This window comes from Streptomyces sp. NPDC030991, assembly GCF_055571235.1.
Genome location: NZ_JBVIFR010000015.1, coordinates 172,531 through 195,996 on the forward strand (window position 1 = coordinate 172,531; position 23,466 = coordinate 195,996).

The window sequence follows — 23,466 nt, forward strand, 5'->3', positions numbered from 1 at the left end:
ACCATGAGCTCGACGCTCAGCGACCTTCCGGTGCAGACCGAGACCCTGGTGAGCGGCGCCGTGACCCGGGGCCGCCGCACCCGGCGCCGCCGGCGGGCGGTGGCCTGGAGCACCGCGGGCACCGCGCTCTGCGCACTCACCGCCTTCGCCGTCGTCACCGCGCTACCGGGCAGCCACGCCGGCGACACCACCGCGACCAGCGTCAGGATCCCCGACTTCGCGGCCGTCGGAGCGCAGGCCTCCCCGCCCGCGGGCAAAGAGGCCCTGACCGGGGCCGCGACCGTGGACATCCTGCGGGACCTGCTCCCCGGCGGGCCGGGCCCACAGCCCACCGTCCGCTGGCAGAACACCGATCCGCGCTTCACATCCGTCCAGACCATGGGAAGCATCACCACCCACGACAAGACCGTCGTCGGCGTCCGGGTCATGGGCGACTTCGTCTTCAGCCCCGCGGAGGCCGAGGCCGCTCCCGGCACCCCCCCCGGCGCGGCCACGGCATCGCCGGGGACGGACAGCGGCGGCACCGTCGCACCCGACAAGGAGGCCGGCAAGAAGGACGCCGCCCGCCGCAGCCACGAAGCGGGCATCGCCAAACAGCGCCACGACACCAGCAGGAGTCAGCTGCAGCACCTCTACACCTGCGACGTCCGAAGCACCACGCCCCTCACCGACTGCCACCTGAGCACCCTCGAAGGCGGCGCCACGCTGCTCGCGTACACCACCACCACCGACGGTGTCCGCACCCGTACCGCCGACCTGCTGCGCCCCGACGGCACCAGGATCCTCGTCACCGCCACCGGGACATCGCTCACCGAAGCCCGGATGCGTACCATCGCGGCCAGCCCGCGCTGGCAGCAGTGGGTCGAACCGGCCGTGAACGACAAAGCCGCCGGGAAGACCCCGTAGGTGTACCGACGGGCCCACCGACCCCGTGGCCCCGCCCTATTCCGGAGGGCGGGGCCACGGTTCTGGTCGCTTGGGTGTCAGCCATGAGGTCATCCGTCCACTTCGGCCTCGGCCACTCCGACGACTTGATGACCTCCTGGCGGTCGGGCGGTCCTCGTGATCCCGGGCCAGGCGGCGGTGGTGCATGAGCCGACCGAGTGTTCTCTCCACCGTCCACCTGCGCGGGAGCACCGTGCAGCCGCGGTCGCCCGGTTCGCGGCGAACGATTTCGAGGCCGATGCCGAGGCGGGCGGCGTGGTCGACGAGGTACTCGCGGTAGCCGCGGTCCGCCCAGCCCTTGCACATCGGCCGCTCCTTGCCGTCGACGTCCTTCGCCTTCCGCCGGCTGAACCGCATTTACTTGTCGATCTTCTCGGTGAGGACCTGAGCAGCCTCGAAGCAGTTGTCGATCTCCACGAACAGCCGCGGCACCCCGTCCTCGGGCGCGGTGATGACGATGTCCGCCTGGGCGCCGCCCCTGCCGGGATTGGACCGGGTGCCCGTCGCGGGCAGCGCCACCTCGGTCGCGTGGGAGGCGATGGTGCCCAACCCGGCGGGCGCGTCGAAGGCGGCCTGCGCGGTGGCGAAGACGTCGGCCGGCTCGTCTGTGAGCAGGGGCCACGCCGGAGGACCCCGAGGTGGCACGAGTACACGCCGATGTGCTCGACCAGTGCGACCGCCTGTTCCAGCGCGCTGGAAGCCGGTGTTCTCCGCCCTGGCACCGACCTGGTGTGGGCCCGCCACGTCTGTCACGCCCTCATTCACGAGGCCGCCCGGAACCGCTCGGACGAAGTCGACGATGTCGATGAGCTGGCAAACACCGTGGTCGACACCTTGTTGCGTGGCGTGGGCCAGCAGGGCAGCTCCCTCAGCCCCTGACGGTTCCGTACGTCACCGGGCACCGCCCGCGCCCGTACGGTGCCCGGCTACCTCGGCCGGGGAGCGCCGGGAGCCGCCGCAGTCGTCGTGGCGCGGAACACGCTGGGGCTCAGGCCCTTGTGGCGTTTGAAGGCCGCGCTGAAGCCGAAGGCGTCGGCGTAGCCGACGGACCTGGCGATCTGGGCGATGCTGAGGTCGGTGTCGGTGAGCAGCACCGCTGCCTCGTCCAAGCGGCACCCGGTGAGGTAGGCGAGGGGCGGACGGCCCATCAACTGGGTGAAGCGCTTGGCGAACAGCGCCCGGGAGACACCGGACCGTGCGGCCAGGGAAGCCACCGTCCACGCCCCGGCGGGCTGGTCGTGGAAGGACTGCAGGGCGGGGCCGAGGACCGGGTCGGCGAGGCCCCGGTACCAGCAGGGCGCATCAGCACCCGCCTCGTCGAACCAGGTGCGCAGCGTACACACCAGGGCCCAGTCGAGGAGCCGGTCCATCAGCGCCTGTGAACCGGCCGACTGACGGGCGGCGTAGGCGGCGGCTGTCTCCAGCCAGGCACACACCTCGGCGTCCCCCTCGACCACCAGCACCGGTGGCAGGGCTCGCAGGAGCCGCTCGTGGCGGTGGCCCGAGGCGCGGTAGGCGCCCACGATCAGCGCGGTCGCCTCCTTCGCGTCGGCGCCCCACTGGACGCCGCCGAGTTCCTGGGCGGAGCACTCGTCGTTCGGGGTGGAGCAGGCGATCTCGTAAGTGGCATGGGGACCGTGCACGGTGGCTGGGTGGTCCACGAGGTGGAACGGTCCGGGGCCGCGCACGAGGGCGGTGGCGCCGGCACCGACCGCTCGCTCGGTTCCGTCGGGCAGCAGCAGGGTGCCACCGCCCCGCAGCACACCGATCATGGTGAGCGGCGCGTCGTCGGCGAAGCGGATGGTCCAGGGCACGGTCAGTAGCGCATGACTGAAGACCGACCCCTCGGCCCGGATGCCGTTCAGCAGCGAACTCAAAGGATCCACGGAGGACACTGTAGACGATCTCCTATGTTTCGCAGCGCATCTCCCATGGATCATCTACAACCGTCGCGGCTGTACTGGACTCATCGCAACCGACCGAGACCAGCCGGGAGTCACCGTGCCGCAGCAGGACAGTCACGCCAGAACAGCCCTCGTCGTCGTCGCACACCACCGCCCCGATTCCCTCACCGCGCACACGGCCCGCCGCGCCGCCACCCAGCTCGAAGCCGCCGGCTACCGCGTCGACCTGCTCGACCTGCACGCCGAGGGGTTCGACCCCCGTATGAACGTGGCCGACCAGCCGGAGTGGGGCGACCGGGACAAGAGGTACTCGGACGAAACGCACACCCACATGAGGCGCCTCCTCGACGCCGATGTGGTCGTCGCCGTCTTCCCGGTGTACTGGCAGAACGTGCCCGCCATCCTCAAGGGCTGGATCGACCGCGTATGGAACTACGGGTTCGCCTACGGCCGCAGCAAGCCCCGACTGGCCGGCAAGCGCATCCTGTGGCTGGGGCTGGCCGGAGCCACCGCCGACGATCCCGTCACGGAGGGGATGAGGACCGTCCTCACCAGCCTGAGCGAGGGCATCGCGCACTACTGCGGCTTGTCGCACTCCACCATCTGCCTGCTCTCCGACGCTGACGGCAGACTGCTGGTCGGCGACGCGGTCGCGGACGCCGAGCGAGAGGCGCACTACGCGGCCTTCGATCAACGCGCACGGGAGTACCTGGAGAAGTTCCTCGCCGAGGAGACCGTGACGGCCTGACCGTCAGAGCCCGCGCAGCCGCCCCCGGGTGCGGCCGGCCGGTCCGGCGGTGCGGACCGGCCGGCCGGCTCCCCCTTGGCCGGACGGGGCCTTGCGGGCGTCGACCGCTTCCCGCTCATGCCCATGACGCCGCAGGGTCGCACCGGCCGTGACGCGTCACACGGCATCGCCCGGGGGACCGGGCGATCTCCTCTCCGGCGGCCTCGATGACGACCGGCACTTCGGCCGCCGCGGCCGCCGGGCCCCGGGCCTCTATGACCCGCACAACGGCGCGGTGACCGGGCAGTGAGGCTTCCACCGGACAGGGTCTGGTCCTCAAGCGGCTGGCCGAGCCCTATCTGCCGGTGCGGTCGTGGCGCAAGTACAAGGTGCGGGCGACTACGGAGGCTGTCGTCGGCGCGGTCACCGGTTCCCTCACCGACCCGCGCACGCTCCGCTCGGCCGATACGACGCCGCGGGCGTCCTGCAGTACACCGGCGGCAGCACCACCGTGTTCCGCAGTGCCGGGCCTGCCCTGGCCGGCAGCCCGGCCGAGCCGGCGGGCGTCCATCCGTGGACCGGCCGGACGTTGTCCGCGGGGTGGGGGACCCGGCGAAGACTCGACGTGCATCTGGTGCAGCCCCACATCGTGATGGAGGTAGCCGTCGACGTCGCGCGCGATATGGCGGGGCGCTGGCGGCACCCGGCCCGGCCCGGCCGCACCGCATCCGTGACGGGGGCTTTCCGTGCCGAGACGCGTGGTCATCACCAGCGGGGTCTGCGCGGGGTTGTCGGTTGGACCTGCCAGCCGCCGGCGCGAGGGACTCGAACCGCTCGGCGACCGCGCCGATCCCACCCGCGAACAAGTTCTGGGCGATCGCCGTATCGCGGCCCGGTGCCGGTGATCTCATGCCCGAGGGAGCTACACCCGAAGTCTCACCCGGTGCCTGGTCTCAGATGCCGGTTCCGGTGAGAGCGGCGGCTGTCTGCCAGAGCTTCTTGGCGACGGCCCCGTCCAGGCCGGCCCGGCTGGGCTTGCGGACCAGTGGGGAGCCCGTGAAGCTGAACAACCCGTCCGGACCGACGTAGGCGTTGCCAGGAACGTCTTGCGTGGCCGCGTACATGAGCGGCAGCGCTCCGTGTTCCACGTCCTGGACCAGGAACGGAAGCCGGTTGACGAATCTCAGCGGCGAGTGCGTGACCAGTCCGGTCCGCGCAACGCCAGGGTGAGCGATCACCGAGCGGACATGGCTGCCCGAGGCGGTCAAGCGGCGCTGCAACTCCAGCGAGAACAGCACCACGGCGAGCTTGGACGCCTCGTAGACGGCCAGCCCGTTGTACTTGCGGGTGCGCCAGTCGAGGTCGTCGAGGTCCAGCCTGCCGAAGCGGTGCAGCTGGCTGGAGACCGTCACCACGCGGTCGGTCAGCCGGGGCAGCAGCAGGTTGGTGAGGACGAACGGCCCGAAATAGTTCGTCGCGGTCTGAACGTCCAGGCCCTGCGCGGTGCGCGCCGCCGGGATATCCATCACCCCAGCGTTGTTGATCAGAACATCGACGGCACCGGTGTACGCCGCCGCGAACGCGTGGACCGAGTCCAGGTCGGCGACATCGAGGTGCCAGACATCGAAATCTCCGCGCATACCGGCCACTGCCCGGCGCGCCTTGTCGACGTTGCGCACGGCCAGCACCACGTGAGCGCCGGCCCGTGCAAGTTCGCGAGCGGTCACCAGCCCGATCCCCCCGCCGGCGCCGGTGATCACTACTGTCACGCCGGTCATGCTCGGCAGCCGGTCCGCGGTCCATTTGGCCATGGTGAAACTCTCCAGACGCTCTCTTACCGGGTTCCTGACGTCGTCCAGTACAAAGGGCCCGCGTCGGCGGATGAAGGACTTGCCCAGCCACTGACTGGCAGGGCGTGGCTACCCGCGTTCACCTGTCGGACAATGAGGTGGAGGCAGACGGCGTGCGAGGTGGGGAGCACATGGCGGACACGGCACTGGACGGTGAGGGCCTGGCCGATTTCCTGCGCGGACGCCGGGCGTCCCTGCAACCCGAGGACGTCGGGCTGCGCCGCGGTGTGCGACGGCGCACGGTCGGGCTGCGCCGGGAAGAGGTCGCCGAACTGTGCGACATGTCGGCCGACTATCTGGCCCGCTTGGAACGCGGTAGCGGTTCCCAGCCGTCGCAGCAGATGGCGGCGGCCATCGCCCGGGGCCTGCGCCTGACCCCGGACGAACGCGACCACCTGTTCCTGCTGTGCGGGCACCGCCTCCCGACCCGGCACCTACGCGAAGCGCACATCAGCCCTGGGCTGCTGCGCGTCATGGACCGGCTTCAGGACACCCCAGCACAGATCGTGGGCCCGGTCGGTGAAACGCTGCAGCAGACGCCGCCCGCCGTAGCGCTGCTCGGCAACGAAACGCACCACACCGGCCCGGCGCGCAGCGCCCTCTACCGCTGGTTCACCGACCCCACCGCCCGCCATCGGTACCTGCCCGAGGACCACCATCAGCACAGCCGCGTCTATGTCTCCACCCTGCGCGCCGGCGCCACCGCGCAAGGGCCCGGGTCCTCAGCCGCGCTACTCGTCGCTGACCTGCAACACAACGAGGAATTCGCCGAGCTTTGGAACCGCCATGAAGTGGGACTGCGGTGGAGCAGCGCCAAACGCTTCGTCCACCCTCAGATCGGACGCATCGACCTGTACTGCCAGACACTGCTCGACCCCGACCAGGGACAGTCGCTACTCATCTTCACCGCCACACCCGGCACGGAGAGCCACGCCAAGCTCGCCCTGCTGACCGTGCTCGGCACCGACACATTCGCAGGCTCCTGACCCACTTGCGGCTTCGGCCGTTGACCTTCTTCTCGCCTGACCTTCTTCTCGCCGTCGAAGCCCCTGGCTACGGCATGCACCGACGCGGCGTCACCGATCGCGCGTCGATGATGCCGGCGGTCGGCTCCGCGTCCCGGCCGGCGACCTGGGGGACCCTCTCGCGCAGCCGGTCGCGGAACTCGGCGGTCAGGCCCTTGTCCCGCCGGCGCAAGAAGAAGGCGGAGCCGCGGTACCACGCGGGGAAGTCCGCCGGCATCGCCCGCCAGGTGATGCCGCCCTTGCGACCAGGTAGCGCACCGCGTCGACCACCTGCCGGTGGCAATAGCTCCGTCTGCCCGCCTCGGCCCTCGACTTGACACCCACGAGCTGTGCGGGAGGCCACGCTTCATGCTCGGTCAGTCAGAAGATCACCCGTGCGGGCCCTCGGCGACGGCCGCCACCAGGTCGACTTCGCCGACAGCACCACCGCCGTCGCGGACCTGCTCACCGGCGCCGACGGAGCCTGGTCGCGCGTACGACCGCAGTTCTCAAAGGCCGCTCTGGAGTACCTCGCCGTCTGCAACGTAGAGACGTTCCTCTTCAACGCGGAAACCCCCCTACCCCGCTTCCGCGGAGGCGGTCGGAGCCGGCTCGCTGTTTGCACTCGCCCCGGGCAGGGGACTGTTGACCCACCGTGAAGGCGGCGGAACCCTGCACACCTACGCGCAGCTGAAGAAGCCCCGGGACTGGTTCACTGACTACGACATCACCGATGCTGTAGCCCTCACCGCACGGGTTGCGAGGGAGTTCGACGGGTGGGCTCCCGCACTCACCGCCCTGATCACCGAAAGCAACACCCCCCGGCCCTGCGCTCCCTCTTCACACTGCCTGGCGGGGCACCGCTGGGACCGTGTGCCTCGGGTGACCCTGCTCGGTGATGCCGCCCACCTCCGGGCGCCGAACGGCCAAAGCGCCAACCTGGCCATACAGGACGGCGCCGAACTCGGCCGAGCCAGCCCTCGCCGCGCGCCCCGGCGATGCGGAGACCGCACTCACCACGCACGAACAAGCCATGTTCATCCGCGCTGCCGCTGCGGAAGCGGACGACGACGGCTTCTACCCGATCATGATCGACGACCAAGCGCCCACAGCTTGCTCATCCTGATGCCCGGAGCCGAACTGAACGCGTGATCCGCAGCTGCGCATACAGCGACAGGCGACCGGACGCAGTGCCCCGCCACCGAGTTCGCCGCTCAGGACGGCGAGCACGTGTGCTCGTTGGATGCATCTCGTCGTTCTGAATTACCGGTGAAACAGGTCCAGTTGAGGGATATGGCGAGAGGGGGGTGGGGGACTACGGTAACCGTCGTCATTCCCCGATCGGGGCATTGCCAGACGCAGGTCCTCCCGGCGGCACCTGCGGCACCGCTGCCGGGGAGGCCACACGCGCCACTGAGGAAAGAGGTCCATGATGCCCACGCCCGGCTTCCCGCCGCATACGCTCGATCCCGCAGGAATGCCGATATGGATCACTGATCTGGCCTCCGACGACCCGTACCACATCCTGCACGTCGTGCACGGCATCGAACCGGCGGAGGCGCTGGAAAGGCTCGGCGCCAGGACGAGGTTGATGCAGCCCTGCGAACTGCCCGACAGCAGGCCGGACGAGTGGACGTCACTGCCGTGCGCGGCTCTCGGTATGGACCCGGGATCGTCCGCGGCGCTGTTGGCGGGACGCGTCGGCGAGTGGACCTTCGTCTACGACGACTCCGGGTTCACCTTCGAGGACGCGGCGGAGGCATTGTCCGCCGATGGACGGACGGGGGCCACGAGCGTGTTCAGCATCAACGGGGACGCCGGCCTCACCTATGCCGTCGATGGCAAGCAGGTCGTATGCGTCGACGTCTGCGGCCTCGCCCTGGAGGAGGATCTTCCCCGTATGCCGGCCGAACTGCGCGCGGCATTCGAAGCCGCCGGCACCGTGGAGGAGGAAGGCATCGAGCCGGGCGAGGCCGACAGCTCCATCGCTATGCGTGCCGTCTGCGCTCTGGCCGGCCTCCCGCTCACCCTGAGCGCCCTGCGTCAGGTTCCGCTGGTGGTCCTGCCGTTCGGCTGACGGTGCGTCGGTCGGGCGAGCGGCACCGTCCGACCGCCGGGCGAGCCCTCGGGGGTCTGCTCGGGGCGCCCTGTCGTCGACCGCCAATGGGTGTTTCCCGCAAGGGAGATGCGTCGACGCCGCCCTCCGCTTCGTTCGGTACGGTGCGCCCATGACATCTGCGATACGGGACCGGTTCCGTCCCTTCCGCGAAGAAGCCGAGGTCCAAGGCGTGCCGGCCGACGATGTGGAGCGGTGGCTGGCCACAGCCCGTCCCTGCGCCACCCTGACACTGTCCGACGACGACCCCGGGCCGGTCGTGGGACGGTTCGGCGGCCCCCTGCTGCTTCCGGCCGACACCCCGGACCCCGGACACCCCTTCGTGGCCTCGGTCGACCTGGCCGCACTGCCGGTCGGCGCGACGGACCTCCTCTTGCCGCCCGACGGCCGGTTGCTGTTCTTCGCCCTGCCTGAGCCTGGGGACCACACCTCCGTGGGAACGGTGATCCACGTGCCTGCCGACGCGGCCGTCACACGTCGGGATTCGTACGCCTGGAATATGGCGAACATCGCCGAGGACGACAGGGTGTTCGCGAGCTATCCGGAGGGGCCGCTCCGGGCGCGGACCGACGTGTCGCTCCCTCACCACCAGTTCATCGTTCCCGCCGGTGAGGAGGAAGCCGTATACCTTCCCGGGCATCCCTGCTGCTCCGAACTCGTCGAGATATGGGAGAGCACCAAGGACCTCATCGCTCCCTCGGCGCAGATGCAGATCGGAGGATACGCGGACGAGGAGGCCGTGGAGTTCGACCCGGTCGACGTCGCGGCGTCCCTCGCGGCGCAGGCGGTGGACGCCGGCCACTGGGACGGTCCCGTCTCGGACGACGTGGCCGACTGGGTGCTCCTCGCCGACTGGTACGCCGGCAGGGACGTGAAGGGGCGGGAAGGCGCGACCGTCCACTGGGTGATCCAGCACGAGGACCTCGCGGCCCGACGCTTCGAGCGCGTGTTCACCACCGTCTTCTGGAACCCCTGAGCAGGCCATGACGGGGGCGAGCAGGAGCGGCAGGCCACCGGCCTTCGACCACGAGGACGTACAAGCGGCGCACGGGACCGCCTAGTACTCCAGTCTGGTTTCGCGATCTGTCCAGTGGGCTCGTTGTCGGTAGCGGCTGCGCTGGGCCATCGCCCGGTGGTTGTCTGCGCCAGATGGACCAGTGGAGCAGCCTGGCCGTGGACAAGGCAGCACTCGGACAACCACGCCCGACGACACCGCCGAGCCGGTCGAGGCGGCTGTCGCCGATGAACGTGGCGGGGGCGGTGCGTCGCAGCGTGAGCGGCCCCGACCGCTGCGGACTGGATGCCGGGCTATAGTCACAGCGTCGCGAAAAACGATGTCCCGCGGGTCCACCCGCCGGGCATCGCGCATACATCGATGCAGATGGTTCTGATCGGTGAGCGTCTCCTGCCGAGACCGGACATCCCGTCCGCTCACGGCGCTGACAATCGCCGACGCGTGTCGGCGCTACAGAGGAGCGCACCATGCGGAAGACCATCGCCATTGTCGGAGCGGGACTGGGCGGGCTGACGCTCGCCCGGGTACTTCAGGCTCACGGCATCGCCGCGACGATCTACGAGGGTGAGGCTTCGGCGACGACCCGTGCACAGGGCGGCTTGCTCGACATTCACGAAGAGACCGGACAGGTCGCGCTTCGCGCAGCTGGTCTGCACGACGAGTTCCTCACTCTGGTCCGACCGGGCGAGGACGCCAAGCGCGTGGTCGACCGCCACGGCACGATCCTTTTCGACATGCCTGCGGACCCCGGTTCGGCCCGTCCAGAGGTGGATCGTGGCGAACTCAGGCGCCTGCTCATCGACTCGCTCGCGCCCGGGACGATTAGGTGGGGTCACAAGCTCGCCTCGATCCGGCACTGTCCGGAGGGCGACTACGCCCTCACCTTCACGGAAGGTTCCGCCACGCGCGCCGACATCGTCATCGGCGCGGACGGTGCCTGGTCGAAGGTGCGTCCGCTGCTCACCCTCGCCGAGCCTCTCTACAGCGGAACCTGCTTCGTAGAGATCGCCGTCACCTCGGGCGGCCAGAACCATCGGGCGAGCGTGGCCGCGATCGGCAGCGGCACGCTGATGGCGGTCGCGCCGGGCAAAGGCATCATCGCCCACCGCTACTCCGACGGGCAGGTGCGCGGATACGTGGCGCTGAACAAGCCCGAGACGTGGATGAGGTCGATCGACTTCGGCGACCCGTCCGCCGGCCTCCGTCAAGTCGCCGACGAGTTCGACGGTTGGTCGCCGCTGCTCACCGCCTTTGTGACAGAGAGCTGCGCGGAACCCTGGCTCCGACCCATCTACGCGCTTCCCGTCGGGCTTGAATGGGACAGGGTGCCCGGCGTCACGCTCGTCGGCGACGCCGCGCACCTGATGTCGCCCTTTGCCGGCGAAGGCGCAAACCTCGCCATGTACGACGGCGCCGACCTGGCGAGCGAGTTGGTTGAGCAATGCGACGTCGAGGCCGCGCTCACCGCCTACGAAGAGCGGCTGTTCCTACGTGGTAGCGGCGCCGCAGGCCGCTCGGCGCAGAACCTGGAAATCTTCTTCGGCCGGGAAGCACCGCAGAGCGTAGTCACTCTGTTCGACCACTCCTGATGCCCCGGCCCGGGTCCGCCATCTTGCCGTGGCCCCGACGGGGAACAGGTATGGCCATCGCGTGATCTCCGAGGCTTGTGTGGACTCCTGAAGATCGTGCGGTGGCCGCGGGCCATAGCGTGGACCCTGTCCGTTGGCGGGCGATGTTCGATCAGGTCATGACCCGGATCGCGCGCCGGTTCGGGCGGGTGGAGCCCCGAGCGACCGCCCGCGCCTACCTGCTCGGGCTGGCCGAACAGGCCAGCCATGCCCGGCCAGGCCGAGCCCGGCTCACCGGGCGCGTCTCCGGCCAATGAAGTGGATGAAGAGTCTGCGTCTCGGCCTGTCCGCGGCTCTTCTCTCTAGCTCTTCGCCTTCGAGGACCGACTTCTGTGGGGAAAAATTCCCACGACGCGAGGGTTCCGCTTCGGTCGCGTTCACCATGCACGGACGGCGTGGGCCTCGGCTTCAACTGCGCGTATGCCGCTGGTCGTAGCGGGAGCGGGAGGCGTCCACTGCGTCGAGGTGATTGCCCACCCACCTCAGCAGGGTCTGCAGAGGGTCCTGGAGGGTGCGCCCCAGAGGGGAGATGCGGTACTCGACCGCCACGGGCTCGGTGGACAGGATCACTCGCTCGATCACGCCGTTGCGTTCCAGCCGCCGCAGGCATGCCGTCAGAGATTTCGGGGTGACCGCAGGTAGGTGCTGGCGAAGCTCGTTGAAACGCCGGGGGCGATCGCACAAGGCGTCCAGCACCAGTAGCGACCACTTGTCGAAGAGCTGGTCGAGTAGTTGTCGACCGTTGTCACCGAGCTCTATGTGGGTCACGCCGGTCTCCTCGGGGATACCTGATTTCGTTGCAGTATACCAGAACTACTAGATATATCTTAGATATCTAGTAGTTCGATCCGTGAGGAAGGCTCCCTATGGCCGACACCTACTCGACCCTGCATGTCTCTGTCACCGACGGTGTGGCGTATGCCATTATCGACAACCCTCCCGTCAACCTGCTCGATGCCGCCCTCATGACGGACTTGGACCGGTTCACGGGCGCCATGTTCGCCGCCGCCGACGTCCGAGTGATCGTTTTCGACAGCGCGGACCCGGACTTCTTCATCGCGCACGGAGACATGCGCATCGCCGAGGACCCTCAGTCGTTCGCGGCGCTTGATGTCGCCTCGGAGCAGGACCCCTCCTTGAATCCGATGATGCGCCTGCACGAACGCATCCGGACCCTGCCGCAGATCACCATCGCCAAGCTGCGCGGGCTGGCACGCGGAGGCGGTGCGGAACTGTTGTCCGCGATGGACATGAGGTTCGCGGCTCGTGAGCATGCCGGCTTGGCTCAGCCGGAAGACACGATGGGCATCATGCCGGGCGCGGGAGGCACCGTCTATCTGCCCGGCCTCGTCGGCCGCGCACGCGCGCTGGAGATCATTCTCAGCGGCCAGCTGGTCGATGCCCCGACCGCGGAACGGATGGGCTGGGTGAACCGGGCCGTGCCGGCTGCCGAGCTCGACCACGTCGTCGACACCCTGGCCGCCCGCATCGCCGCCCTGGCGCCCGGCGTTGCCCGCGCCACGGTCGAGGCGGTGGACGCCGCAGCGGTGTCGACGGCCGGTGGCCTGGCCACGGCGAACGAACTGTTCGGCCAGCTCTTCAGCACTCCCGACGCGGGCCGCCGCGGAGAGGCGGCACTGGCCGCCGGCGCGCAGACCCGGGACGGAGAGCGCCACCTCGAGGCCCTGATCGACGGCCTCGCCTGAAGCAGCTTAAGCAGTGCTGATGATCAGCCGACTCCCTCTTGATCAACAGCTTGAGTCCCTGCGCTCGATGCTTGCCCGTAACGACGTATTGACTGAAGTGCTGGCGCGAACCGCATCGTTGGGATTGCCTGGGTGGTACGTGACGGCCGGGTGTCTGTTCCAGACGGTATGGAACGTGATCACGGAGAAGCCCCCGACCAGCGGCATCAAGGATTACGACGTCTTCTACTTCGATGACAGCGATCTTTCCTGGGAAGCGGAAGACACAGTGATCCAGGCCGGGCTGGAGGTTTTTGCTGATCTACCGGCGGAGGTGGAGATCAGGAACGAGGCACGGGTGCACCTCTGGTACGAGGAAAAGTTCGGTGTCCCGTGCCCGCCGTACGACTCCGCCGAGGCGGCGATCGACGGTTTCGCCGCAACAACATGCTGTCTGGGAGTACGCGTGGAGACGGACGGGCAGTGGCGCGTCTATGCACCCCATGGGCTGTCGGACGTCTTCAACCTCGTCCTCCGGCCGAACCCGTTGCTCGCCCCACGGACGGTTTATGAGGCCAAGGCGGCGCGGTGGCAGCAGGAGTGGCCCGAACTGACCGTGCTGGACTGGCCGTCTGCAGCTCGACAGCGTTCGTGACCGAATCCCGGGCGACAGGCCAGCGACCGCCCTGAGCTGTCTTGCCGACCACGTCGATCACGGCTGCGAAACCCAACTGCCGCAAGGTTTCCGCCCCATGATCTACTGCCGATCATGTCGCTGCTGATGCTGGACCTCGACAATACCCTGGTCGACCGCGACGCCGCCTTCCGCGACGCCGTCGCCGCATTCCTCGCCCAGTACCGCCTGCCCGACACCGATCTCACCTGGGTGTTGACAACCGACGCCAGCGGCTATACCGCCCGCCACGATGTCGCCACAGCCATGACCGACCGATACCGGAACGCGGTGCCCGCCGAGTCCATCCACGCGTTGCTCGACCACGGCGCGGCCGATCGCGTCACCCTCACCGACTCCACCCGCGAGGCCCTGGACCAGGCCCAAACTGGCGGCTGGACCTGCGTGATCGTCACCAACGGCCGTACCGCCCAGCAAGAAGACAAGATCCGCCATGCCGGGCTCGACCGCCTCGTCCAAGGCTGGGTCGTCTCCGAGGCGGTCGGCCACAAGAAGCCTGATCCGGAGATCTTCCACGCGGCCGCGGACACCGTCGGACTACCCCTCGTCGGCGCGTGGGTCATCGGCGATTCACCGCACGCCGACATCGCCGGCGCGAACGCCCTTGGACTTCGAAGCGTGTGGGTGTCGAACGGAAAACCGTGGCCCCAGAGCTCCTTCCGCCCCACTCATGCCGACGAGGATGTCGCCAGCGCGATCAACTACGTGATGAGCGCGGCGAGATAAGGCGCGACATCCGCTCCGGATGTTCCTTCGGGACCACCACCGAACTGCCGCCATTTTCTGGCTCTGGCACAGATCTTGGGGAGTCGTCGCGGAGCGTGACATCGTCGTTCGATTGCGAGGAGACGGTTTCGCTTGAGACCGCGTACGCCTTGTCGTCTGACGGTCGGAATTGACGCTCCCTCAGGTGTCTGCCAGCCGCTGCTGCAGCCGGATATGGCCGGGGATGGTGCTCGTCATGCAGACCGATGCACCGTTCTGGGACTCGCTGGTGTTCGACGGAATCGACGATGTGGATGTCGAGGTGGTCACAGTCGCGTTCGGCACGGTCGAGGTGGTGGCGAGAGGCCGCGCGGCCGGCGCTGCATGTCCGGGCTGCGGCCGCTTCTCGGGTCGAGTTCACGATCGATACCAGCGTAGGTTGAAGGATCTTCCGCTCGCTGAGCAGGGCTTTGTGATCCGACTGACGGTCCGGCGCTTCATCTACGGGCCGGCGGACTGCCCGCGCCGGACGTTCGCCGAGCCGTTCTCGCAGCTGGCTGTCCCGCACGCACGGTTCACTATGCGGCTCAATCACGCTCTGGAGCGAGTGGGGCTCGCGCTGGCCGGGCGGGCCGGTGCCCGGCTGGCGGCTCAGCTGGGCTTCGGGCCGGCCGGATGACCCTGTTACGGAGAGTCATGGCATTGCCCGATCCGCAGTTCAGCACGCCGCGGGTGCTGGGCGTGGACGACTTCGCGATCCGCCGGGGCCAGGCCTACTCCACGGTCTTGACCAGCGTCGAAGACCATCGCGTGGTCGACGTGCTCGCGACCCGCGAAGCCGGGCCGCTGGCCACCTGGCTGACTAGTGCTCTGACCGGGTTGGTTCGCCGGGTTGGTGGTCGAGGCAGTTGGATGTGCGGTGACGTCCGATCCGACCGGTGGAGGTGCGGTGGCCGAGCCTGTCCGTGTGCGTAGATTGACAGACCAGGAAGGGCAGAAGCTGCAGCAGATCGTGCGCCGGGGCAGCACCAGTTCGGTACGCTACCGGCGCGCGATGATGCTGCTGGCCTCGGCTGGCGGGAACCGCGTCCCGGTCATCGCCCAGCTTGTGCAGGCGGACGAGGACACGGTCCGCGACGTGATCCACCGGTTCAACGAGATCGGCCCGGCCTGCCTGGACCCTCGCTGGGCGGGAGGCTGTCCCCGCCTGCTCAATCCTGACGACGAGGACTTCGTCGTCGCGACGGCCGTCACTCGCCCGACCAAGCTCGGCCAGCCCTTCACGCGCTGGTCGATCCGCAAACTCGTCATCTACCTGCGACATGTTCACGGCCGCGTGATCCGGATCGGCAGGGAGGCGTCACGGTGCCTACTCACCCGCCGCGGCGTCACCTTCCAGCGCACGAAGACTTGGAAGGAATCCCCGGACCCGGATCGCGACGCCAAGCTCGACCGGATCGAGCACGTCCTGGACCGCTTCCCCGACCGGGTCTTCGCGTTCGATGAGTTCGGACCCCTGGGAATCCGCCCGACCGGCGGCTCGGGCTGGGCCGCCTCCGGACACCCCGAACGACATCCCGCGACCTACCACCGCCCCCACGGGGTCCGCTACTTCCATGGTTGTTACTCAATCGGCGACGACACCCTGTGGGGCGTCAACCGGCGCAAGAAGGGCGCCGGCAACACCTTGGCCGCGCTCAGATCGATCCGCGCGGCCCGCCCGGACGGCGCCCCGCTCTACGTGATCTTGGACAACCTGTCCGCCCACAAGGGCGAGAAGATCCGTGCTTGGGCCAGGAAGAACCGGGTCGAGCTGTGCTTCACCCCCACTTACGCGTCCTGGGCGAATCCGATCGAGGCGCACTTCGGGCCGCTGCGGCAGTTCACCGTCGCCAACTCGAACCACCGCAACCACACGGTCCAGACCAGGGCTCTGCACGCCTATCTACGCTGGCGCAACGCCAACTCCCGCCACCGCGATGTCCTGGCGGCCGAACGCCGCGAACGCGCCCGGATCCGCAGCGAGAAGGGGATTCGCTGGGGCGGACGCGCCCGGATGGCAGCCTGATCATTCGCTGACGTTCATCGTCGCGCACCCCGCGACGCCCAGTTCGGCCAGCACGCGCTGCAGTCGCTCCAGAGCCACGGCAGCGTCCAGACTCTCCGCGACTTCAAGGTCGAGGTGGCAACGACCCATGCCGCTGCCCGCCCCCGTGACCTCGCCGTCGCGCTCGAACGCCGCTTCCAACGCCTCCTCGACCTCGTCACGGTCGATCGGCAGCGCCGCGAAGACGATCTCCACAAACACCACAGTCCTCCATCTCAACCCGGCGAACCATAGCGGTCACAGCACTAGCTAGCCGCCTCGCGGGAGGATCACCCGTGCCCGCCGCGCCCGACGCCCGGTTGGCTGATCATGAAGACGATCCGAACCGCGGCCGCCGTCGCCGACAGCAGCGCCTGCACCCACCGCTGGTCCGGCTGCTAAGTGTCGAACGGGCATTCAGGTCGTGCCGCCCGATAGAACTCGCCGTCGACCGCTACAGCTTCAGGGCGAGCGCGGCCGCCATGAAGACGGCCGCGGCGACTCCCATCGGCGCCAGCAGGGCGGGGCTCACGATCACGACGATGCCCGCTACGGCGGCGCAGAGCAGGGCCAGGACGAAGAGCGCAGTGCGGTCGGTGGGCATGGGGTCCTCCGGTCTCGGTTCACCGGCCTGTTGGCCGATGAGGGGACGTTGGAGGACTGGGCACTTAGCCCCGCAAGTCCTCCGTGGCAGAGGAAGAGAGAGCGGAACGGCCGCACACTTACGCGGCTTCCGGAGTTTTTTTCAGGCGCTCACCGTCGGCCGCGCGCACCCCGCCATCGAGGACACGCGCCGCTCCGAACACGGCTAGCTAGGCGCGGGCCTGTTTCTCGGTGGTTTCCTCGACGATGCCGAACAAGCCGTAGCCCGCGCTGTCGACAACCACGCTGAGGCGGCCGAAAATCTCGGCGGCCCGCCGTACCGCGGCAGTCGCGGCGATGCGGTCGGTCACGTCAAGGCGGAGCGGGAGGACGTCGTCCCCGTGAGCGTCCAGGAGGGGCCGCAGGGTCTCGGGACCTCGTGTGGCGGCGGCGACGCGGTCGCCGCGGTCGAGAGCGGCTTCGGCCCAGATACGGCTGAAGCCGCGGGACGCGCCGGTGATCGTCCGGCGGCCACAACGAGCCGTGACTGTCCGTCTGAGGGCTCGGCCCTGGGGCACCGACAAGACGTTGGGCAGGCAGCGCAGCACCTGCGGAGACTTGGGCAGCGGTTCGTGGCGAATGGCCGCGTCCTGTGCTTTGACGGCGAGGGAGGAGTCCAGGTCCGGGATCGCGGCGTCCATCGCCTCGCGCACGGCAGGCTGGTGGAAGGAGTACGTCATGTGCTCCTGGCCGAGCCGCAGGAAACTGGCATCCAGGGCGAACTGGGCGAGGCAGACCAGCAGCTCGGGGCCGGGTCATACGTCCGAAGAAGGATCGGCCGGGACCGCACGACATCTATTTCCCCGGAGCGGGCGATGACGGCAGGCCGTCATGTGGCTCAAAAAGGCCTGCAGAAGCGAATAATCCCGACCCCACCTCGGCGGTGAGCCACTTTGCGTGCCTGGAAGTGCAACTCTCGGCACAGGCAGCACAGTTGACACTCTCGGGGAGGTCGTGGTGGAACTCGATATGTTCTTGCCCGCGGGGCGTTCCAGGGACGGCGCTGTGCAATCTTCAGACTTCAGGCATTGGCTTTCTTTCGCCCCAACCATGATCGAGTGTCGCAGATCACACTGGTAGCAGGAACCCCGGCAGTGTTAGCTCACCCCGTCTATGAATTTGCTGTGAACCTGGGGTGGGGATTGTGGGGTCAAGGGTGAGGCGCGGCCCGCGCGGGTCCGGGCGTGTGCACCGAAGAAGCCGTGCTGAGGAAACGTGGGGGCGGAACTTCCGGGGCGAGTCGGCGGCAGCCTGGCTCGCCATCGTCGGCCTCCTCCTCGCGGCGTTCGTCGGGTTGCCAGACGGGCGAGCGTTCGCTGCCGGAGCCTGCGCCGGCGCGGATTCCGACTACAACGGTGACGGCGTTCGGGACACGGCCATAGCCGACCCGGAAGCCACTGTCGGGACGAAAGAGGACGCCGGTGCCGTCACCGTCGTCTACGGCGGCGGAGCCGGAACCGCCAGGCTGCAGCAGGATCTTGCCTCCGTGCCCGGCGACGCGGCCCCCGGTGCCAAGTTCGGATACTCCATGGCCCAGGCGGACCTGAACGGAGACGGCTGCAGCGACCTCGTCGCGGCCGCGCCCTACACGGACATCGGCGCGGCCCGTGACGCGGGAGCGGTGTACGTCATCTACGGTGCACCCGCGGGCCTGGGTAGTGGCCCAGCGTCCGTCACCTGGATCCAGGGTGAGCGCTCCGTACCCGGGGCTCCGGAGGCGGGCGACGTTTTCGGCTACTCGGTGGCCGCAGGCAAGGCAGCCTCAGGGGCCTACCTCGCCATTGGGATCCCAGGAGAGGACGTGAACGTCGACGGGGTGGCGAAACGCGACGCCGGTGCTGTCGTCTACATTCGCGGTAGCGCCGTCGGGTGGGTGGACCAGGACAGCCCCGATGTAGCCGGCGGTATCGAGCCGGACGACCGCTTCGGAACGTCTGTGACCGGTAATGCCGTTCATCTCGCCGTGAGCGCACCGGGTGAGGCGATCGGGACCAACGCCTTCGCAGGGGCTGTGTGGTTGTTCGGCCACACGGTGGACAGCGCGGGCCGTCCCAAGTCGTTGAGCGATGCGAACCAGGACTCCCCGGACATCAGCCCTGACGACGTGGCGGAGGCCGGGGACCGCTTCGCCACCTCGATCGCGCTGGCCCCGGTGCCCGACAAGGTGGGCACCTACGCGAACAGTTCCTATCTGGTGGTGGGCACTCCTGGTGAGGACGTCGGAGAGGAAGCGGACGCGGGCAGCGTGACGCTCTACAAGGTGACCGCGGCAGGCGCGATCACGGTTGCCGTGGGTGAGCTGCATCAGGATTTCGGCAGCGTGGGCGACACCGCGGAACCCGGTGACTTCTTCGGCCAGGAGCTGGCGGCGACATTGCAGGGGGCCACGCTGCGCCTCGCGGTCGGTGTTCCGGGTGAGGAGACTTCGGACGAATACACCGACCAGGGTGGCGTGCAGATCTTCTCCATCGCCGCCACGGACTACAAGACCACCGACCAGTGGCTTGAGCCCGGCGGAGGGATTCCGGGCGATTCCGCGCGGCAGATGTTCGTTGGTACAAGTCTGGCGACGACCCCCGGCGCGCTCCTGGTCGGTGTCGCCCACGAACCGGGCGACGCACCTGGTGCGGTGTATGGCTTCGAGTGGACCGTGGCCGACGGCGGTGCACCGACCACGACGTACAAGCCGGGCGAGGGCGGGATTGCCGCCGGCGGCACAGCGTTCGGGGCCGAGATCCGATGAGGGTACAGCGAGGCACGCTGCGGCGAACAGGGGCGGGAATGGATTCGGCAGGCAGTAACAGATGGTGGCGCCGGGCGGTGATCCTGAGCACGTTCACCGCTGTGGTGGCCACCGGGCTGGGCGCTATGCCTTCTGCGATCGCTGAGGAGACGCCGGTGAAGCGGGCCGACGCGGTCGCGGCGGCGCAGAAGAGCAGCAAGGCGCCCACGGAGGACCTCGCACGCTCTGCCGCGGAGGACAGCGGTGACTCTGTCGAGGTGACCGGCCTGCGCCAGGAGCGTAGGGAGGTCTTCGCCAACCCTGATGGATCGTTCACGGCGCAGGAGTACACCCAGCCCGTGCGGGCGATACGGGGCGGTACCTGGGTTCCGGTCGACGACACCCTCGTACGGGGCGCGGATGGCAGCCTGTCGCCCAAGGCATCGACGGTCGGGTTGAAGTTCTCGGGCGGTGGCGGCGAGCCGTTCGCCCGGATGACCAAGGCCGGTCGTGAGTACGCGTTGAGCTGGCCCGCTGGCGACTTGCCCGAGCCCAAGGTCGCCGGGGACACGGCCACCTACCCTGAGGTGCTTCCCGGTGTCGACCTGACCGTCCGGGCCGGTGCGGAAGGCTTCAGCCACTACTTGGTCGTCAAGAGCGCCGAAGCAGCCGGGAACGCCGAGCTGGAGCAGATCGAACTCGGCCTGGCTGTCAAGGGTCTGACGGTGCAGGAGGAGGACGGCGCGCTGAAGGCGGTGGACGCGGCCGTCGGCGGAACCGTCTTCGAGTCGGCCCAGCCGACCATGTGGGACTCGGCGGCGCAGCAGAACGGCGCCGCGCCGCTCGCCAGGGTGGCGGCCGAGCCGGAGGTGGCACTGGACCCCGGCGACGGCGGCAAGAGTGCACCCGTGGACCTCGCCGTGGAGAAGGACCGCCTCACGCTCAAGCCGGACCTCGAACTTCTGCGGGGTGAGAAGACGGAGTACCCCGTCGTGATCGACCCCACTCCGAGCACTGCTACCCGCACCGCGTGGAGCGGTGTCATGTCCGGTATGCCGACGGAGCAGGACTGGAAGTACTCGGGCAGCGCCGGCATGGGCAAGTGCCCCACGGACTACAACCCTGTCTCCTGCAACGGAGTCGGCGTGCGCCGCCTGTTGTTCACGTTCCCGCTGTCGGCCTACAAGGGCAAGCAGATCCTGGGCACGCAGTTCTCCGGCCGTGTGGAGCACGTGTATCACGCGGATGCGCGGGCGGAACCGGTCGACCTGTACCGCATCGGTGGCAAGGACTACAGCGTCACGTCGTCGAGCAACTACTCGAACACCAAGGACGACTGGTCCGACTACCTGGCGACCTCGGACACGAAGATCTCGCCGACCACGTGCGGCAGCAGCGCCAACCTGAACATCAGCAACGGAGAGCTGCTGACCGAGGCGAAGGCGGCCGCGGCCGGATCCTGGTCCAAGATGTCTCTCGGGCTGAAGGCGAAGGACGAGAGCACGTTCGGCGGCTGGAAGAGGATCTGCGGCAACACCTATTTGAAGATCACCTACAACAATCCGCCCAAGCAGGTCGACACCGATCTGATGACCACGAACCCCGGAGGCAAGTGCGTCTGGGGGAGTGGACGCCGCTACACGGACGAGCTTCCGGAGCTGCGGGCGGAGGCGCGTGACCCGGACCAGACCTCCAAGAGCACGGACCAGGTCAAAATGCAGTTCCTGGTGGCCTGGACCGACAAGAATGGTGATGCGCAGTCCTTCACGTACGACACCGGTTATAAGGCGCCGAATGCCGGTACCGTCTTCACATACAAGGTCAGGCAACGTCCGTCCGGCCAGCCCCAGATCCCGCAGAACTCAGTGATCTACTGGGCCGCCCGCGCCTTCGACGGCGACGCCTGGGGGTCGTGGAGTTACGACGGGGACGCTCAACGGTGCGAGTTCATGTGGGACAGCACCTATCCCAAGCCGCCCAAGATCAGCTCGCCCCAGTACCCGATGGACAAGGTGTGGCACCACGGGGTCGGCACACCCGGAACCTTCACCTTCACCCCGGCCGACAAGGACGTACGGGAGATCCGGTACACCTTCAACGGCGAAGCCACCGTGGTGAAGGCCACGATCGGAACCATCCCGGTCAAGGTGGTCTGGACCCCGACCCGGGAGGGCCGTCGCTGGGTCACGGTCGAGGCGTACGACGCTGCACACAACAGCAACATCGTACCGGCGCACTACGAGTTCCTGGTCACGGACGGGAAAGCCGCCGTCGGGCAGTGGAACTTGGCCGATGCGGGCGGCAGCGACATCGCGCACGACGAGGCCGGGCGGCATCCGGCAGCCGTGGGATCGGGTGTAGCCATCGGACAGGCGCCAGGTCCTGGCGACACCGGAGGCAGCGCGGTGCACGCGGACAGTGCGGCGCACTTCGACGGGACCGCGAACGCCTACTTGGACTCTGCGGGCACGCTCGTGGACACCGCCGGCAACTTCACCGTCAGTGCCTGGGCGAGACCGACGGCTCTCAACAAGAACATGGCTGTGGTCAGCCAGGACAGTACTGGCGAGCCAGGCTTCGTCCTGGGCTACGACGCCGCGGACAAGGCCTGGGAGTTCTCCGCCCCGGACATGGATGTGGAGGCGATGAGCCGCTGGACCGCCAAGGCGTCCGGGACGGTCACCGCGAACGAGTGGACGCACCTGACCGGTGTTTTCGACGCGCATGCGTCGGGCGGCCCGCAGATGCGGATCTATGTCGATGGCCGGGAGGCGGGCACAGCGGCCCGCTACACCTCGTGGTCGTCCCGGGGCAGCCTCCAGATCGGTCGCGTGCAGGCCAAGTCCGGTTACACCGACAATTTTCAGGGCGACATGGCGGAGGTACGGGTCTTCGACCGGGTACTGCCCGCTGCTCAGGTGGCGGAACTGGGCAAGATCGCGCCGCAGCGTCTGGGCTACTGGCCCCTAGAGCAGGCCACCAACGCGATCACGGCGAATGTGCAGTCGGGCGGTCAGCCCCTCACCTTGCGGGGCGACGCGAAGATCTACCGGCCGGCGGACCCGTTGAACGAAGAGTCCGCGCTGGTCGACGAAGGTGACCTGCGGCTCGACGGTGAGGGTGACTGGGCAGCCACGGCTGGCCCCGTGGTCAGTGGCGCCGACAGCTACACCGTCGCGCTCCGGGCTCAGCTCACGACCGTGGACGCCACAGAGTCGCAGACGGTGCTCTCCTTGCCCGGGAGGAACGCTGACCGGGTCGTGGTGCGCTACCAGGCGGCGAGCGGGCGATGGGAACTGGCAGTCACCGACGCCGACAGTACGACGGCGAAGGTGATCACGGTCACCGGTGCCGAGGCGCCGCCCAACAATGAGGGATCAGGGCAGCACCTGGCGGTGGTTTTCGACTCCTTCACTCACCAGGTGCGTCTGTACGTCGAAGGGCAGCTGTCCGCCACCGCGGTGGCGGACGACGAGATGACCTGGCCCTCCAGTGGCGGGCTGCAGGTGGGCCGTTCCGCGCAGGGCGGCGGCAGTGAGTACTTCGCCGGAGCGCTGGACGAAGTACGTGTCTACTCGGGCGCTGTCGACCCGATCGGTATCGGCCGGATGAGGGTGCTGACCGGGGACCGCGACCTGTAACTCTCTCGTCTTCGTGGTCCGGGCTCCACCGGGCCCGGACCACGAAGACGCATCGTCTTTTCCTTCCTGAGCCCGCCCGACTTTTATTGCGGAGTCGTCCCC

General features: G+C 68.5%; 22 protein-coding genes and 2 pseudogenes. 15 read left to right on the forward strand and 9 right to left on the reverse strand.

Annotation, left to right across the window (positions count from 1 at the left end; translation table 11 throughout):
- Positions 1–3: 3 nt before the first annotated feature.
- The gene (locus ACZ45E_RS26955; RefSeq protein WP_468225030.1) at positions 4–906 is read left to right on the forward strand and encodes a hypothetical protein; all 903 of its coding nucleotides are present in this window, start codon (positions 4–6) and stop codon (positions 904–906) included.
- Positions 907–1,050: 144 nt separating this feature from the next.
- Here the strand turns inward: ACZ45E_RS26955 and ACZ45E_RS26960 are convergent.
- From ACZ45E_RS26960 to ACZ45E_RS26970, 3 genes and pseudogenes are all read right to left on the reverse strand, one after another.
- Positions 1,051–1,245: pseudogene (locus ACZ45E_RS26960) on the reverse strand (IS5 family transposase); the annotation flags it as partial.
- 57 nt (positions 1,246–1,302) lie between these two features.
- Entirely contained in the window at positions 1,303–1,590 is a 288-nt protein-coding gene (locus ACZ45E_RS26965) for a hypothetical protein (protein ID WP_468225032.1), read from the reverse strand.
- A gap of 281 nt (positions 1,591–1,871) precedes the next feature.
- Positions 1,872–2,831, reverse strand: coding sequence for an AraC family transcriptional regulator (locus ACZ45E_RS26970; RefSeq protein ID WP_468225035.1), 960 nt, complete (start codon positions 2,829–2,831; stop codon positions 1,872–1,874).
- A 115-nt stretch (positions 2,832–2,946) separates the two neighbouring features.
- Here ACZ45E_RS26970 and ACZ45E_RS26975 point away from each other — a divergent pair, with 115 nt between their 5' ends.
- Both ACZ45E_RS26975 and ACZ45E_RS26980 read left to right on the forward strand, forming a co-directional pair.
- Positions 2,947–3,597 (forward strand): NAD(P)H oxidoreductase, encoded by a 651-nt coding sequence (locus ACZ45E_RS26975; protein ID WP_468225038.1) that lies wholly within the window; start codon positions 2,947–2,949, stop codon positions 3,595–3,597.
- A gap of 148 nt (positions 3,598–3,745) precedes the next feature.
- Complete coding sequence (locus tag ACZ45E_RS26980) at positions 3,746–3,886, forward strand: hypothetical protein (RefSeq protein ID WP_468225041.1); 141 nt, start codon at positions 3,746–3,748, stop codon at positions 3,884–3,886.
- A gap of 643 nt (positions 3,887–4,529) precedes the next feature.
- Here ACZ45E_RS26980 and ACZ45E_RS26985 read toward each other — a convergent pair.
- Positions 4,530–5,387 carry an SDR family NAD(P)-dependent oxidoreductase gene (locus tag ACZ45E_RS26985; RefSeq protein WP_468225044.1) on the reverse strand — a complete coding sequence of 286 codons (858 nt, stop codon included), beginning with the start codon at positions 5,385–5,387 and terminating at the stop codon, positions 4,530–4,532.
- A gap of 170 nt (positions 5,388–5,557) precedes the next feature.
- Here ACZ45E_RS26985 and ACZ45E_RS26990 point away from each other — a divergent pair, with 170 nt between their 5' ends.
- The gene (locus tag ACZ45E_RS26990) at positions 5,558–6,412 is read left to right on the forward strand and encodes a helix-turn-helix transcriptional regulator (RefSeq protein WP_468225047.1); all 855 of its coding nucleotides are present in this window, start codon (positions 5,558–5,560) and stop codon (positions 6,410–6,412) included.
- A 67-nt stretch (positions 6,413–6,479) separates the two neighbouring features.
- Here ACZ45E_RS26990 and ACZ45E_RS26995 read toward each other — a convergent pair whose 3' ends face one another.
- Entirely contained in the window at positions 6,480–6,668 is a 189-nt protein-coding gene (locus tag ACZ45E_RS26995; protein ID WP_468225050.1) for a hypothetical protein, read from the reverse strand.
- A 1,239-nt stretch (positions 6,669–7,907) separates the two neighbouring features.
- On the opposite strand from ACZ45E_RS26995, the gene ACZ45E_RS27000 reads away from it, so the two are divergent.
- The 4 genes from ACZ45E_RS27000 to ACZ45E_RS27015 all read left to right on the forward strand — a co-directional run bounded on the left by ACZ45E_RS27000 (position 7,908) and on the right by ACZ45E_RS27015 (position 11,446).
- Positions 7,908–8,507 (forward strand): DUF6461 domain-containing protein, encoded by a 600-nt coding sequence (locus ACZ45E_RS27000; RefSeq protein WP_468225052.1) that lies wholly within the window; start codon positions 7,908–7,910, stop codon positions 8,505–8,507.
- A gap of 151 nt (positions 8,508–8,658) precedes the next feature.
- A complete protein-coding gene (locus tag ACZ45E_RS27005) occupies positions 8,659–9,522 on the forward strand; it encodes a DUF1963 domain-containing protein (RefSeq protein ID WP_468225054.1) in 864 nt (287 codons plus the stop codon).
- Between the two features lie 506 nt (positions 9,523–10,028).
- Positions 10,029–11,150 (forward strand): FAD-dependent oxidoreductase, encoded by a 1,122-nt coding sequence (locus ACZ45E_RS27010; RefSeq protein ID WP_468225057.1) that lies wholly within the window; start codon positions 10,029–10,031, stop codon positions 11,148–11,150.
- 158 nt (positions 11,151–11,308) lie between these two features.
- Positions 11,309–11,446, forward strand: a complete 138-nt coding sequence (locus tag ACZ45E_RS27015) for a hypothetical protein (RefSeq protein ID WP_468225120.1) — start codon at positions 11,309–11,311, stop codon at positions 11,444–11,446.
- A gap of 151 nt (positions 11,447–11,597) precedes the next feature.
- On the opposite strand, the gene ACZ45E_RS27020 is transcribed toward ACZ45E_RS27015, so the two are convergent.
- Positions 11,598–11,957, reverse strand: a complete 360-nt coding sequence (locus ACZ45E_RS27020) for a winged helix-turn-helix transcriptional regulator (protein WP_466653913.1) — start codon at positions 11,955–11,957, stop codon at positions 11,598–11,600.
- 98 nt (positions 11,958–12,055) lie between these two features.
- On the opposite strand from ACZ45E_RS27020, the gene ACZ45E_RS27025 reads away from it, so the two are divergent.
- From ACZ45E_RS27025 to ACZ45E_RS27045, 5 genes are all read left to right on the forward strand, one after another.
- A complete protein-coding gene (locus tag ACZ45E_RS27025; protein WP_468225059.1) occupies positions 12,056–12,895 on the forward strand; it encodes an enoyl-CoA hydratase/isomerase family protein in 840 nt (279 codons plus the stop codon).
- Between the two features lie 19 nt (positions 12,896–12,914).
- Positions 12,915–13,529: a nucleotidyltransferase family protein gene (locus tag ACZ45E_RS27030; protein WP_468225060.1), complete on the forward strand. Its 615-nt coding sequence runs from the start codon at positions 12,915–12,917 to the stop codon at positions 13,527–13,529.
- 114 nt (positions 13,530–13,643) lie between these two features.
- A complete protein-coding gene (locus ACZ45E_RS27035) occupies positions 13,644–14,294 on the forward strand; it encodes an HAD family hydrolase (RefSeq protein WP_468225062.1) in 651 nt (216 codons plus the stop codon).
- Positions 14,295–14,529: 235 nt separating this feature from the next.
- Positions 14,530–14,952: a transposase family protein gene (locus ACZ45E_RS27040; protein ID WP_468225063.1), complete on the forward strand. Its 423-nt coding sequence runs from the start codon at positions 14,530–14,532 to the stop codon at positions 14,950–14,952.
- 270 nt (positions 14,953–15,222) lie between these two features.
- Positions 15,223–16,341 carry an IS630 family transposase gene (locus tag ACZ45E_RS27045; RefSeq protein WP_468225119.1) on the forward strand — a complete coding sequence of 373 codons (1,119 nt, stop codon included), beginning with the start codon at positions 15,223–15,225 and terminating at the stop codon, positions 16,339–16,341.
- On the opposite strand, the gene ACZ45E_RS27050 is transcribed toward ACZ45E_RS27045, so the two are convergent.
- The 3 genes and pseudogenes from ACZ45E_RS27050 to ACZ45E_RS27060 form a co-directional block, all read right to left on the reverse strand.
- Positions 16,342–16,575, reverse strand: coding sequence for a hypothetical protein (locus tag ACZ45E_RS27050; protein ID WP_468225065.1), 234 nt, complete (start codon positions 16,573–16,575; stop codon positions 16,342–16,344).
- A 238-nt stretch (positions 16,576–16,813) separates the two neighbouring features.
- Positions 16,814–16,963: a hypothetical protein gene (locus ACZ45E_RS27055; RefSeq protein ID WP_468225068.1), complete on the reverse strand. Its 150-nt coding sequence runs from the start codon at positions 16,961–16,963 to the stop codon at positions 16,814–16,816.
- 211 nt (positions 16,964–17,174) lie between these two features.
- A pseudogene (locus ACZ45E_RS27060) lies at positions 17,175–17,462 on the reverse strand (SDR family NAD(P)-dependent oxidoreductase); the annotation flags it as partial.
- A 725-nt stretch (positions 17,463–18,187) separates the two neighbouring features.
- Between ACZ45E_RS27060 and ACZ45E_RS27065 the strand changes: the two are divergent.
- Positions 18,188–19,744: an integrin alpha gene (locus ACZ45E_RS27065; protein WP_468225070.1), complete on the forward strand. Its 1,557-nt coding sequence runs from the start codon at positions 18,188–18,190 to the stop codon at positions 19,742–19,744.
- A gap of 155 nt (positions 19,745–19,899) precedes the next feature.
- Entirely contained in the window at positions 19,900–23,364 is a 3,465-nt protein-coding gene (locus ACZ45E_RS27070; RefSeq protein WP_468225072.1) for a LamG domain-containing protein, read from the forward strand.
- The last annotated feature ends 102 nt before the right edge of the window (positions 23,365–23,466 follow it).